The sequence below is a fragment of the Xanthomonas translucens pv. cerealis genome, assembly GCF_006838285.1.
In the GTDB taxonomy this organism is placed as follows: Bacteria; Pseudomonadota; Gammaproteobacteria; order Xanthomonadales; family Xanthomonadaceae; genus Xanthomonas_A; species Xanthomonas_A cerealis.
The window spans coordinates 1,845,769-1,859,516 of sequence record NZ_CP038228.1 but is presented as its reverse complement, the minus strand read 5'-3'; the positions used below and the strand labels follow the sequence as shown (position 1 = coordinate 1,859,516).

General features: G+C 67.4%; 10 protein-coding genes and 1 pseudogene. 10 read left to right on the top strand and 1 reads right to left on the bottom strand.

The features are described from left to right. The first annotated feature begins 251 nt into the window (after positions 1-251). The 10 genes and pseudogenes from E4A48_RS08195 (at position 252) to E4A48_RS08150 (ending at position 11,446) form a co-directional block, all read left to right on the top strand. The gene (locus E4A48_RS08195; protein ID WP_039004972.1) at positions 252-1,712 is read left to right on the top strand and encodes an undecaprenyl-phosphate glucose phosphotransferase; all 1,461 of its coding nucleotides are present in this window, start codon (positions 252-254) and stop codon (positions 1,710-1,712) included. 250 nt (positions 1,713-1,962) lie between these two features. Beyond that, positions 1,963-3,219, top strand: a complete 1,257-nt coding sequence (locus tag E4A48_RS08190) for a polysaccharide biosynthesis protein GumE (RefSeq protein WP_260608093.1) — start codon at positions 1,963-1,965, stop codon at positions 3,217-3,219. Then, positions 3,216-4,313 (top strand): acyltransferase family protein, encoded by a 1,098-nt coding sequence (locus E4A48_RS08185; protein ID WP_039004973.1) that lies wholly within the window; start codon positions 3,216-3,218, stop codon positions 4,311-4,313. Before E4A48_RS08190 ends, E4A48_RS08185 begins: the two co-directional genes overlap by 4 nt. A gap of 43 nt (positions 4,314-4,356) precedes the next feature. After that, positions 4,357-5,490, top strand: a complete 1,134-nt coding sequence (locus E4A48_RS08180) for a glycosyltransferase family 4 protein (protein ID WP_039004974.1) — start codon at positions 4,357-4,359, stop codon at positions 5,488-5,490. Further along, positions 5,487-6,536, top strand: a complete 1,050-nt coding sequence (locus E4A48_RS08175; protein ID WP_142742200.1) for a glycosyltransferase — start codon at positions 5,487-5,489, stop codon at positions 6,534-6,536. Before E4A48_RS08180 ends, E4A48_RS08175 begins: the two co-directional genes overlap by 4 nt. After that, entirely contained in the window at positions 6,533-8,038 is a 1,506-nt protein-coding gene (locus E4A48_RS08170) for a lipopolysaccharide biosynthesis protein (RefSeq protein WP_039004976.1), read from the top strand. Before E4A48_RS08175 ends, E4A48_RS08170 begins: the two co-directional genes overlap by 4 nt. A gap of 52 nt (positions 8,039-8,090) precedes the next feature. Further along, complete coding sequence (locus E4A48_RS08165) at positions 8,091-9,278, top strand: GumK N-terminal domain-containing glycosyltransferase (protein ID WP_039004977.1); 1,188 nt, start codon at positions 8,091-8,093, stop codon at positions 9,276-9,278. 55 nt (positions 9,279-9,333) lie between these two features. Then, positions 9,334-10,126 (top strand): annotated as a pseudogene (locus E4A48_RS08160) (polysaccharide pyruvyl transferase family protein). Further along, positions 10,113-10,874, top strand: coding sequence for a WecB/TagA/CpsF family glycosyltransferase (locus E4A48_RS08155; RefSeq protein ID WP_039004978.1), 762 nt, complete (start codon positions 10,113-10,115; stop codon positions 10,872-10,874). The pseudogene E4A48_RS08160 and the gene E4A48_RS08155 overlap by 14 nt, the downstream one beginning before the upstream one ends. 101 nt (positions 10,875-10,975) lie before the next feature. After that, the gene (locus tag E4A48_RS08150) at positions 10,976-11,446 is read left to right on the top strand and encodes a cupin domain-containing protein (RefSeq protein ID WP_039004979.1); all 471 of its coding nucleotides are present in this window, start codon (positions 10,976-10,978) and stop codon (positions 11,444-11,446) included. Positions 11,447-11,819: 373 nt separating this feature from the next. Here the strand turns inward: E4A48_RS08150 and dxs are convergent, their stop codons facing one another. After that, entirely contained in the window at positions 11,820-13,733 is a 1,914-nt protein-coding gene (gene dxs / locus E4A48_RS08140) for a 1-deoxy-D-xylulose-5-phosphate synthase (RefSeq protein WP_142742199.1), read from the bottom strand. Between the last annotated feature and the right edge of the window lie 15 nt (positions 13,734-13,748).

The following is a 13,748-nucleotide window of genomic DNA, read 5'->3' as shown; positions in this document are numbered from 1 at the left end:
GGCACATCGTCTTTTTTTTTACGCACATTCTTCAGCGAGGTGATACGTGATTCAGCTAAGTAAGGAGGTGTTCCATTATTTTCCTGACCGGTTGTACGCAGTCGTCCTTGTCTTGAATTAACACGGGCTGCCGTGGACCTGGGGTCGGTGAGTAAGTCACCGCAGCGGTCCACTGGCAGATGAGATCGAGGCTCGCATACGTCGCATGTTCCCCCGCATGCCACCGACCGAGTTTGGATGGGAATCCCGCCATGCTTCTTGCAGACCTGAGTAGCGCCACCTATACGACATCGTCCCCCCGCCTGCTGTCCAAATATGCAGCGGCCGCGGACATCCTGCTACGCGTGTCGGATCTGACGGTCATCGTCGCCGGCGCGCTGGTGACCCACCGCCTGCTGTTCTCCAGCTGGCTGCCGCAAGCGCCTTACCGGGTCGCGATCGGTACCACCTTGCTGTACGCGGTGATCTGCTTCGCGTTGTTCCCGCTGTACCGCAGCTGGCGCGGACGCGGCCTGCTGCGCGAAATGATGGTGCTGAGCCTGGCCTGCGGCGGCGTATTCGCGCTGTTCGCGGTGCATGCGTTCGTGGTGCAGTTCGGGCAGCAGGTCTCGCGGCTGTGGATCGGCCTGTGGTTCGTCACCAGCCTGGCCACGCTGTTGGTCTCGCGCACCATGGTGCGCGGCGTGCTCAACCACCTGCGCTCTGAGGGCGTGGACGTGCAGCGCGTGGTGGTGGTGGGCCTGCGCCATCCGGTGGTCAAGATCCACAACTACCTGAGCCGCAATCCGTGGGTCGGCATGCAGCTGGTCGGCTATTTCAGCAGCGACTACGATCTGTCGGTGGCCGATCACCCGAAGAAGCTGCAGTGCCTGGGAGCGGGCACGCCGGAATCGCTGATCGACTACCTCAACAACAACGAGGTCGAGCAGGTGTGGATCTCGCTGCCGCTGGGCGAGCGCGACCACATCAAGCAACTCCTGCAGCAGATGGACCGCTACCCGATCCAGGTCAGGCTGATCCCGGACCTGTTCGACTTCGGCATGCTCAACCAGTCCGGCGACCAGATCGGCAACGTGCCGGTGATCAACCTGCGCCAGGGCGGGGTGGACCGCAACACCTACTTCGTGGTCGCCAAGGCGCTGCAGGACAAGGTGGTCGCTTTGGCCGCGCTGGCGATGCTGTGGCCGGTGATGTTGGCGATCGCGGTGGGCGTGAAGCTGAGCTCGCCGGGTCCGGTGTTCTTCCGTCAGCGCCGCCATGGCCTGGGCGGGCGCGAGTTCTACATGTACAAGTTCCGCTCGATGCGCGTGCAGCAAGAACCCAGCGACGTGGTGGTGCAGGCCAAGCGCGGCGACAGCCGGGTCACGCCGTTCGGCGCGTTCCTGCGCCGCAGCAGCCTGGACGAGCTGCCGCAGCTGTTCAACGTGCTCGGTGGCAGCATGTCGGTGGTGGGGCCGCGGCCGCATGCGGCGCAGCACAACACCCACTACGAAAAGCTGATCAACCATTACATGCAGCGGCACTACGTCAAGCCGGGGATCACCGGCTGGGCCCAGGTCAACGGGTTCCGCGGCGAGACGCCCGAACTGCGGACGATGAAGAAGCGCATCCAGTACGATCTGGACTACATCCGGCGCTGGTCGCTGTGGCTGGATACGCGGATCATCGTGCTCACCGCGGTGAAGGTGCTCGGGCAGAAGACCGCCTACTGATGCGCCCGATGTACCGTTACCGCGCCGACCGTTCCCACTGCCGGCGCCGCCCCTTCGTCGCCGTCGGCAGTGGGGACGGCGGCCGCTGGGTCGCGTGCCGCAGCGCCATCGAGCTCGCTTGCCGCAGTGCCGTGTGCGCGGTGGGGCGTGTCGCCTTGGCTGCGAGGCGGCGGCCGTTGTCGCAGCGTGCGCTGCTTCGCGTCGCGCAGCGAGGTGCCGTGTGCTGAATACCGCCACCGATGCCCCGCCGATGACGTTGCGCGAGCAGCGCCACAACCTGCTGATCGAGCTGGTGCTGCTGTTCGCCATCGGCTACAACTTCCTGCTGGCGGTGGTGAACGCCAAGGTATTCCGGGTCAGCCCGGCCATGACCTATGTGGTGGAAGTGGCGATCTACGGCGCCTGTTTCCTGATCGGGCTGTGGTCGCTGGACCGCAAGCGCACGGCGATGGTGTTCACCGGCATCGGCCTGCTGGCGGTGCTGATGCTGGTGCGGCTGTTCCTGGTCTGGTCGATCGATCCCAAGTTCTTCCGCGACGCGCTGATCCCGTTCGCGTTCCTGGTGCTGGGCGCGGCCTATACCGGTTCGTTGCCCAAGCTGTTCCTGCGCATGGCGCTGGTCGTGTCGCTGGTGGCGGCGTTCGAGCTGGCACTGCCCAAGATGTATGGCGACGTGGTCAATCCCAAGAGCTACTTCGTCAATGCGCGCGGCGCCAGCGCGTCGAGCTTCTGGAACCAGGACAGCAACCTGTTCGTCAGCGCGACCCGGCCGGGCGCGCGCAACTTCCTGCCGTCTTCCAACCTGCCGCGTGCGTCCTCTGTGTTCATCGAGCCGGTGACGATGGGTAACTTCATCATCTTCTTCACCGCGATCCTGCTGACCTTCTGGCGCTGGATGCGGCCGTTGGGGATCGCCGCATCGGTGGCGATGATCGGCTTCCTGATCGTGGCCTCGGACGGACGCCTGGCCGCCGGCACCTGCGTGATGATGGTGGCGCTGACGCCGCTGCTGCTGCGCATGGACCAACGCCTGGGTTTCCTGATCTTCTTCCTCGTGTTTCTGGGCGCGTGGCTGATGGTGTGGGCGTCCGGTATCCAGATCTACGAGGACACCACCATGGGGCGGGTGTTCTTCACCGTCTATTCGATCCGCAACATGACTGCCGAGTCCTGGCTGGGCCTGGATTTCGACACGCCGTACAAATACTTCGACAGCGGCATCGCCTATTTCATCTCCTCGCAGTCGGTGGTGCTGGTGCTGGCGTTCCTGCTCGCTTATTCGTTCGCGATGCTGATGCGCACGATCGAGGGCCAGTTGTTCAAGAACCTGCTGATCTTCGCCTTCGCGTTGAGCCTGCTGGTGTCCAACGGCTATTTCTCGATCAAGACCGCGGCGCTGTGGTGGTTCGTCTGCGGCTGCTTGTGGCAGATGGTGCCGCGGCGGGCCACGCCCGATGCGTTGCTGCCGGCAAGCGACACGCGGCCGCGTACGGCGGTGGCGACATGAGCGCTTCCACGCAGGCGTTGCAGACGGTGCTGGCCGAGCAGCCGGCCCGTCCCGGCGTGCGCGGCACGCGCGATGCGCGGATCGATGCGGCCAAGGCGCTGGCGATCCTGCTGGTGGTGTTCGGCCATGCGAAGGGCATCCCGCATGCCTATGTGATCCTGGCCTATAGCTTCCACGTGCCGATGTTCTTCGTGTTGTCCGGCTGGGTCGGCGAGGCGTTCGGCAAGCGGCCGCTGGGCTTGGCGACCTGGACCAAACTGGCGCGCAGCCTGTTGCTGCCGTATCTGGCGTTCTTCATGGTCGCTTACGCGTATTGGACGCTGACCCGCCACATCGGTTCCAAGGCGCAGCTGTGGGGCGACCGGCCGTGGTGGGAGCCGCTGCTGGGCCTGGTCAGCGGCATCGGACCCAAGCTGTACGTGATGCCGGCGCTGTGGTTCCTGCCGGCGCTGTTCGTGACCACGCTGAGCTATCTGTACCTGCGCCGGCGCCTGTCGCTGGACGTGCTGGCGGTGCTGTCGCTCCTGCTGGCCTGGGGCTGGGCGATCTGGTTCCCGACCCAGGATTACCGGTTTCCGTTTGCTCTGGATGTACTGCCGGTGTCGTTGTGCTTCTTCGCGCTCGGTGCGGCCGCGGCCAAGCGCAGCGGCCGGCTGCCGACCAGTCGCACCGGCAATGCCGTGGGGGCGTTGCTGCTGGCGGCGGCGTGGTTCGCGATCGCCTGGAACAACGGCCGCGTAGACGTGAACATGATGAAGTTCGGCCATTCGCCGTTGGGGTTCCTGGCCGCCAGCCTGCTCGGCAGCGCGATGGCGCTGTGCGCGGCGCGGCTGGTGCAGGAGTGGGCGTGGGTGCAGTGGATCGGGCGCAATACCTTGTTGATCCTGTGCACGCATACGCTGCTGTTCTCGGTCATGGCCGGCGTGGCCAGCCGTACCGGCCTGGTTCGCGGCGATGCCTGGGGGCCTGCCTGGGCGGTGTCGGTGAGCGTGTTCGCGTTGCTCGCCAGTGTGCCGATGCGCGCGGTGATCGTGCGCGTGGCGCCGTGGATGATCGGGCTGCGGCGCGAGCCGGCACGGCAGGAGGCGTCCTGATGGCGCCATCGCAATGCGGTGCGCTGGCGCACGGGAGTGTTCAATGAAGGTGATCCACGTGGTGCGCCAGTTCCATCCGTCCGTGGGCGGTATGGAGGAGGTTGTGCTGAATATCGCGCGGCGGCATCTGCAGCAGGGCCGCGACCAGGTCGAAGTGGTAACCCTGGACCGGGTCTTCACCCGGCCGCAGGAGCGGCTCGCACCGCGCGATGCCTACCAGGGCGTGCCGATCGTGCGCCTGCCGTTCCGCGGTTCCTCGCGCTATCCGCTGGCGCCGACGGTGCTTGCGGCGCTGCGCGGCGCCGACCTGGTGCACGTGCACGGGATCGATTTCTTCTACGACTTCCTGGCCTTGACCCGGGTCCTGCACGGCACGCCCATGATCGTCTCCACCCACGGCGGTTTCTTCCATACCACCTATGCCTCGCGGCTGAAGATGCTGTGGTTCAAGACCCTGACCCGGGCTTCGGCCTGGGCGTACGCGCGGGTCGTGGCGACCAGCGAGAACGATGGCCAGGTGTTCTCCGCGGTGGTTGCGCCGCAGCGCCTGCGGGTGATCGAGAACGGCGTGGACGTCGGCAAGTTCGCCGGGCAGGGCAGCGCGACGCCGGGGCGTACGCTGATCTATTTCGGGCGCTGGTCGGTCAACAAGGGCCTGCTGGAGACGCTGGACCTGCTGCGCGCATTGCTCGCGCAGGATCCGGCATGGCAGTTGATCGTGGCCGGGCGCGAATACGATTTCAGCCAGGCCGACCTGCTGCAGGCGATCGCCGAACGCGGGCTGCAACAGCGCGTGCAGCTGCACGCGGCGCCGTCGCAGCAGGAATTGGCGCGGCTGCTCGGCAGCGCGCAGTATTTCGTATGCCTGTCGCGGCACGAGGGCTTCGGCCTGGCCGCGGTCGAGGCGATGAGCGCCGGCCTGTTGCCGGTGCTGAGCGACATCCCGCCGTTCGCGCGCCTGGTGCGCGAATCGGCGCAAGGGCTGCTGCTGGAACCGGCCGATCCGCAGCGCGCCGCCGACGCGGTGCAGGCCTATGCGGCGGCGACCGACGCCAGCTTCGCCGTGCAGCGGCAGGCGGCCATGGCCTATGCGCAGCGCTACGACTGGGAGCATGTGGTCGGCGCCTATCTGGACGAGTACCGCGCGGCACTGGGCACGGCGGAGGCAGGGCGATGAGTGGCGAACCGCGTTGCAGCGGCGATGCGCGCGTGTCCGGTCCGCCGATCAGCGTGCTGCTGTCGACCGAACGGCCGACCGCGACCACCAATCCCTATCTGACCCAGCTGTATGCGGCATTGCCGCAGCAGGTGCAGTTGCGCTTCTTCTCGATGCGCGCGGCGCTGCTGTCGCGCTACGACGTGCTGCACGTGCACTGGCCGGAATACATGATGCGGCATCCCACCGCCGTGGGCACACTGGCCAAGCAGGTGTGCATGGCGCTGCTGCTGCTGCGGCTCAAGCTCGGCGGCGTGCCGCTGGTGCGCACGCTGCACAACGTGGCGCCGCACGAGGACAAGGGCTGGCGCGAGCGCCTGCTGCTGCGCTGGACCGACCGCCTGACCGCACGCTGGATCCGCATCAACGCGACCACACCGGAACGTGCGCCGTCCACCGACACCATCCTGCACGGGCACTACCGCGACTGGTACGCGGCGATGCCACAGCCGTCGCGGGTGCCGGGACGTTTGCTGCATTTCGGCCTGCTGCGTCCGTACAAGGGCGTGGAAACCCTGGTCGCAACGCTGCAGGCCTTGCCCGATCCGGCACTGAGCCTGCGCATCGCCGGCAATCCGATCGATGCGCAGATCCGTGCCGTGGTCGAACAGGCCTGCGCGGCCGATCCGCGGATCAGCGCGCGCCTGCAGTACGTGGAAGACGACGTCCTGGCGCGCGAGGTCGGCGAGGCCGAGCTGGTGGTGCTGCCGTATCGGCAGATGCACAACTCCGGCACCTTGCTGCTGGCCTTGTCGCTGGCGCGGCCTGTGCTGGCGCCGTGGAGCGCGGCCAATGCGGCGATCGCCGAGGAGGTCGGGCCGGGCTGGGTGCTGTTGTACCAGGGCGAGCTGGATGCGGCGCAACTGGCCGACGCGCTGGCGCAGGCGCAGCGCCTGCCCGCCGACGCGGTGCCGGATCTGTCGCGGCGCGACTGGTGCGCGATCGGCTTGCAGCATTACCGCAGCTATCTGGATGCGCGCGGCGTACGCAGCGAGGCACGGGCATGAGCGCGACCGAAACCCCAGGTTCCGCCACGCCGCCGCAGCGCAGCCTCGGCGCGCGCGCGGCCGGTGGCGCAGCGGTCACCATGGCCGGGCAGCTGGCGAAGATGGTGGTGCAGTTCGGCGGCATCGTGCTGCTGGCGCGCTTGCTGACGCCCTATGACTACGGCCTGATGGCGATGGTCACCGCGATCGTCGGCATGGCCGAGATCCTGCGCGACTTCGGGTTGTCCTCGGCCGCGATCCAGGCCAAGCACGTCAGCCGCGAGCAGCGCGACAACCTGTTCTGGATCAACAGCGGCATCGGTCTGGTGCTGGCGATCGTGGTGTTTCTGTCCTCGTCATGGATCGCGCACTTCTATCGCGAGCCGGCGCTGCTGGGCATCTCGCAGGCGCTGGCGGTGACCTTCCTGCTCAACGGCATGACCACCCAGTACCGCGCGCATCTCAGCCGTGGGCTGCGCTTCGGTCAGGTGTCGCTGAGCGATGTCGGTGCGCAGGTCATGGGTCTGATCGCAGGCGTCGGCGTCGCCCTGGCCGGCTACGGCTATTGGGCGCTGGTGTGGCAGCAGGTGGTGCAGGCGCTGGTCAACCTGGCAATCGCCGGCGTCTGCGCGCGCTGGCTGCCGCGCAGCTATCGTCGCGATGCGCCGATGCGCGCGTTCCTGAGCTTCGGCTGGAACCTGATGGCCGCGCAACTGCTCGGCTATGCCAGCCGCAACGTCGGCCAGGTGATCATCGGCCACCGGATCGGCGCCGAGGCGCTGGGCCTGTACAACCGTGCGTTCCAGCTGCTGATGATGCCGCTGAACCAGATCAATGCGCCGGCCACCTCGGTGGCGCTGCCGGTGTTGTCGCAGCTGCAGGACGACCCGCCGCGCTTCGGCAGCTTCCTGCTGCGCGGGCAGACGGTGATGGTGCATCTGATCGTGGCGCTGTTCTCCTTCGCCTGCGCACTGGCGTTGCCGCTGATCGTGCTGGTGCTCGGCGAACAATGGCGGCCGGCGGTGCCGCTGTTCCAGGTGCTGACCCTGGGCGGCATCTTCCAGACCGCGTCCTACGCCACCTATTGGGTGTTTCTGGCGCAGGGGCTGATGCGCCAGCAGCTGGTGTACTCGGTGGTCGGGCGGGTGATGCTGATCGCCTGCATCTTCGCCGGCTCGGTCTGGGGGGTGATGGGCGTGACCATCGGCTACACGCTGGGCCTGCTGGTGATGTGGCCGCTGTCGGTGATCTGGATCGCCAAGGTGGCGCCGCAGGTGCCGGCCATGGAGTTATTCAACAACGCCCTGCGCGCGATCCTCGGCTATGGCGCGGCCGGCGCGGCGGCGTACTTCGCCGCGCAACAGTGGGGCGGCAGTTCGCTGTGGCAGCAACTGGCGGTGGGCGCGTTGGCCATGGCGCTGGGCTGCGTGCTGGTGTTCGCGCTGTGGCCGGCATTCCGCCGCGACGTGATGGCGATCCTCAACATGCGCACGCTGTTGCGCGATGCCAGAGCCAAACGATGACCTGCGCGCAGTCGATTTTCTCCGAACACCCTTCCCGCAAAGGAGCGATGGCATGAGCGATTCTTCCGCGTCGGCGACGCTCGCCGCGGCACCGGCGGCGGCTCTTGCCGGACGTCCGCCGTGCTACTTGGTGCTGTCCGCGCACGACTACCGCACGCCGCGCCGCGCCAATATCCACTTCATCGCCGACGAGCTGGCCAAGCGCGGTACCACACGCTTCTTCTCGTTGCGCTACAGCCTGCTGTCGCGGCTCAAGGGCGACCTGCGGTTGCCGCTGGACGCCACCGCCAACAGTGTGGTCGAGCACAACGGCGTGGAGTGCTACCTGTGGCGCGCGCCGCTGCACCCGTTCAATACGCGGCGGCCCTGGCTGCGGCCGCTGGAAGACCTGATGTTCAAACTGTACGCCGCCAAGCCGCCGGCCACGCTGCTGCGCTGGATGCGCGAGGCGGATGTGATCGTGTTCGAAAGCGGCATCGCGGTGGCCTTCATCGAACTGGCGGCGCGCATCAACCCGACCGCGCGCAAGGTCTACCGCGCTTCTGACGGCCTGAGCACGATCAACGTCGCCGACTACATCGAGCGCGAGTTCGCGCGTGTGGCGCCGAGCCTGGACGTGATCGCGCTGGTGTCGCCTGCGATGGCCGAGGAGATTTCCAGCCGCCATAACGTGTTCCATGTCGGGCATGGGGTGGACCACAACCTGGATACGCTCGGCGATCCATCGCCGTACGGGGAGGGCATCCATGCGGTGGCGGTCGGCTCGATGCTGTTCGATCCGGAATTCTTCGTCGTCGCCAGCCGCGCCTTCCCGCAGGTCACCTTCCACGTGATCGGATCGGGGATGGGCCGCGCACCGGGTTACGGCGACAACGTGGTGGTGTACGGCGAGATGAAGCACGCCGAGACCATCGGCTACATCAAACACGCGCGCTTCGGCATCGCGCCGTATGCCTCCGAGCAGGTGCCGGTGTATCTGGCCGACAGCTCGATGAAGCTGCTGCAGTACGATTTCTTCGGCTTGCCGGCGGTGTGCCCGAACGCGGTGGTGGGGAGCTACCAGTCGCGCTTCGGCTACACGCCGGGCGACGAAGCCTCGATCGTGGTGGCGATCGGGAAAGCGCTACAGGCGCCGCACGTGCGCCACCGCCAGTGCCTGAGCTGGTCCGAAACCACGGACCGCGTCCTGGATCCGTCGGCCTATCCGGAAACCCGGCTTTTCGCAAGCGATGCCGCCTGACCAGGATCGATTTGGCCATCGAGCGCCTTGCGCGCACCAACAGGAGGGTGTTGCATTGTTCGCATTGCAAAAATGGATCGATTACGCAGAGCGCCATGCGTTGTTTTGGTGGAAGCCGAAGAACGGGGAGATCAACGTCGGCGATCGCCTGTCCAAGATCACGGTGTCCAAGGTGCTTGGGCAACGTGACCGGACCCTGCTGGACAAGCGCGACAAGCGCAAGCGCCTGATCGCGATCGGCTCGGTGTTGCATTTCGCCAGCGATGGCGAGACGGTGTGGGGCAGCGGCATCAACTGCAAGATCTCCGCCGACCGCCATACCTTGCGTACGCTCGACGTGCGCTCCGTGCGTGGCCCCAGGACCGGCGCGTTCCTGCGCGAGCGCGGCCTGGACGTGCCGGAGATCTATGGCGACCCCGGGCTGCTGATGCTCGCTGTTCTTCACGCGCGAATCGCTGGCGCCGCCGACCGCGCGGCAGCCGTTCCTGATCGTGCCGCACTTCAACGAGCCGTCGGACAAATATGCGTGCTACAAGGACCAGCTGGTGCTGCCGAACCGTCAGCCGGCCGGGTTCGTGCGGCAATTGCTGGGCGCGGAACTGGTGGTTTCCAGTTCCTTGCACGGCCTGATCCTGGCCGAAGCCTATGGCGTGCCGTCGGTGTACCTGGACTGGGGCAACGGCGAGGATCGGTTCAAGTACGACGACTACGACCACGGCACCGGGCGCATGCAGTGGCATGCCGGTCACAGCGTGGAGGAGTGCCTGGCCCTGGGCGGCAACCGCCCATTCGATCTGAACGCCGTGCAACGCGGCCTGTTGGACAGTTTCCCTCATGACCTCTGGTAACCCGCAAGCCGAACCCCGGGAGGTGATGGCGCTGGGCGGCTATCCGATCCTGCGCACCACCGAAGCGGCGTTCGCCCATGCGTTGTTCCAGGCGCAGGCGCACGGCGAGCAGCGCATGGTGTTCTTCGCCAACACCAACTTCGTGGTGCAGTGCCAGGCGCTGCGCGCGCGGCTGCGCGCGCCGGGCGTGAGCATCGTCAACGACGGCATCGGCATGGACCTGGGCGCGCTGCTGGTGCATGGCCGCCGTTTCGCCGGCAACCTCAACGGCACCGACCTGATTCCGTACCTGTGCCGGCACAGCCGGCGGCCGCTGCGCTTCTTCCTGCTGGGCGGGCGTCCGGGCGTGGCCCAGGCCGCTGCGCAGACGCTGCGGCAGACGCTGGGCCAGGACGTGGTCGGGACCTGCGACGGCTATGCCGAGTTCGCCGCCGCGGGCGCCGCTTTGGCCGAGCGCATCAACGCCAGCGGCGCCGACGTGGTGTTGGTGGCGTTCGGCAATCCGCTGCAGGAAAGCTGGATCCTTGAGCATGCCGCGCAGCTGGATGCGCGCTTGCTGTTCGGGGTCGGCGCGCTGCTGGATTTCCTGTCCGGCAACGCCCAGCGCGCGCCGGCCTGGGTGCGCCGGTTGCACATGGAGTGGATGTACCGCTTGTTGCGCGAACCGCGACGCCTGCTCAAGCGCTATAGCTGGGACTTGCTGGTGTTCTTCGGCGTCTGCCTGCGCAACGGCCGGCGCCTGGGCTAAGCCGCCGCGGGCGGCGGGCGGCCGCTGGCGTCCATCGGCAGTCAGAGCGACGGGCGCCTCGGTGTCTAGCCCAAGCCCGCCGTCAGGCACTAAACTGCGCCATGTCTACGAAATCGTCCACCCGCATCGCCACCTTGTTGCGCGACCTGTCGCTGCTGCCGCACCCGGAAGGCGGGCGCTATGCGCGCGTGCACACCTCCGCGTTGCAGGTCCAGCACGAGGGCACCACGCGCCCGGCCTGCACTGCGATCCGCTTCCTGCTGGTGCGCGGCGAGTACAGCGATTGGCACCGGATCGATGCCGACGAAACCTGGCAATGGGAGGAGGGCGGCGCGCTGGACTTGCTGAGCTTCGATCCGCAGCATGGCCTGCAGCGCTACCGGATGGACGCCAGCGAGCGCGGCGGCCTGCCCGCGGTAGTGATCCCGGCCGGCAGCTGGCAAGCGGCACGGCCGCTGGACGACTACAGCCTGGTGCGCTGCGTGGTGACGCCAGGATTCCTGTGGGAACGCTTCGAATTGCTGCCCGCCACCGATCCGCTGGTCGCGTATCTGCCCAAGCTGGCAGGCTGAACATCACTGGCGCCGCGCCGATCTGCGGTGTCGCGCAATGTCCCAGGGGAGTGCTGCGACGCCGTTGGCGAACGCGTTGAGAGGCATCGGGGAGGCGCTATTGCTGGTGTTGGCGGTACCGTCCGCGGCGCAGGTTGTCGACCTGGGTGCATTGTTGGTGACCGGGCGCAAGCCAGGCACGGGGCTGTAGCAGGTGCGCCGCGGCGACCACATGCTGTGGCTCCTGGGCGCGCTGTCGCCGCTGCCCAAAGGCACGCTGTCTGGGCCGCGACGCCAGCCTGGAAAAGAGGTGATCGCGCCTTGAGCGCGCGATGCGCGGCGCGCCGATGGCCTGGCGACGCCGCACATGCCGCACCACCAATGCGGATTGCGCTCAGCCGGCCGCGGTGCGCGGCGGATTGGCGCCGGCCGCCAGTTGCGGCCAGCGCGCCAGGATCGCAGCACGGATGCCGGCGGCGTCGATGCCGGCTTCGGCCAGCAACTGCTCGCGGCTGGCGTGGTGCTGGAATTCGTCGGGCAGACCCAGGTGCAGCAGCGGGCGCAGCACGCCTTCGGCATTGAGCAGCTCGGCCACGCCGGAGCCGGCGCCACCGGCCACCACGTTGTCCTCGATGGTCACGAAGCCGTCGTGGCTGCGCGCAAGCTCTAGCAGCAGCGCGCGATCCAGCGGCTTGACGAAGCGCATATTGACCACGCTCAGGCCGAGCTCGCGGCCGACCTGTTCGGCCGCGGCCACGGTCGATCCGAATGCAAGCAGCGCCAGCGTGGCGCCTTGGACGCGCAGTTGCGCCTTGCCGATCGGTAGCGTGTCCAGGACGGTGCCGGGCGCCACGCCGGGACCGGTGCCGCGCGGATAGCGCACCGCGGCCGGGCCGGCGTGGCGCAGGCCGGTGCTGAGCATCTGCCGGCACTCGGCTTCGTCGGCCGGGGCCATCAGCACCAGGTGCGGCACGCAGCGCAGGAAGCTCAGGTCCAGGTTGCCGGCATGGGTGGCGCCGTCGGGGCCGACCACGCCGCCGCGGTCGATCGCGAACAGCACGTCGAGCTGCTGCACTGCCACGTCGTGCACCAACTGGTCGTAGCCGCGTTGCAGGAACGTCGAGTAGATCGCCACCACCGGCTTGGCGCCCTGCGTGGCCATGCCCGCCGCCAGCGTCACTGCATGCTGCTCGGCGATCGCCACGTCGAAGTAGCGCTGCGGGTATTGCTTGCTGAAGCGCACCAGGCCCGAGCCTTCGCGCATCGCCGGTGTGATCGCCAGCAGCGCCGGTTCGGCCGCGGCCATGTCGCAGATCCAGTCGCCGAATACGTCGGTATAGGTCGGCGCCTTGGCGCCCGGCTTGGATAGCAGGCCCTTGCTGGGATCGAACGGGCCGACCGCGTGGTAGCCGATCTGGTCGCCCTCGGCCAGCTCGTAGCCCTTGCCCTTGGTGGTGATCACGTGCAGCAACTGCGCCCCCTTCAGCGTCTGCAGCGTCTTAAGCGCGCCGATCAGCGCCGGCAGGTCGTGGCCGTCGATCGGTCCGGTGTAGTGGAAGCCCATCTCCTCGAACAGCGTGGACGGCACGAACATGCCTTTCCAATGCTCCTCCCAGCGGCGCACGAAACGTGCGGTTGGGTTGCTCTTCTTGTCGCCGAGGATCTTCTTGCCGCCCTCGCGGATCGCATTGAGGGTCTTGCTGCCGCTCATCCGGCCGAGCATCTTGGTGACCCCGCCGACCGCTTCGGAGATCGACATGCGGTTGTCGTTGAGGATCACCAGCAGGTTTGGTTCCGGGTCCATGCCGCCGGCGTGATTCAGTGCCTCGTAGGCCATGCCGGCGGTCATCGCGCCGTCGCCGATGACCGCCACCACCTTGCGCTCGTCGCCGGCGCGCTGCAGCGCGATGGCCATGCCCAGCGCCGCGGAGATCGATGTCGAGGAATGGCCGACGCCGAAGGTGTCGTACTCGCTCTCCTCGCGCTTGGGAAACGGCGCCACGCCGCCCGCCTGCTTGACCGAATGGATCTGGTCGCGGCGCCCGGTCAGGATCTTGTGCGGATAGGTCTGATGGCCGACATCCCACACCAATCGATCGACCGGGGTGTCGTACAGATAGTGCAGGGCCACGGTCAGCTCGATCACGCCCAGTCCGGCGCCGAAATGGCCGCCGCTCTTGCCGACGCACTCGATCAGGTAGGCGCGCAGTTCCTCCGCGACCGCCGGCAGCTCCGACTCCTCGAAGCGGCGCAGTTCGGCGGGGATCTGGATGCGCGCAAGGCGCGGATAGCGGGTGGGGTCGATCATCGGGATTCGGGTTCA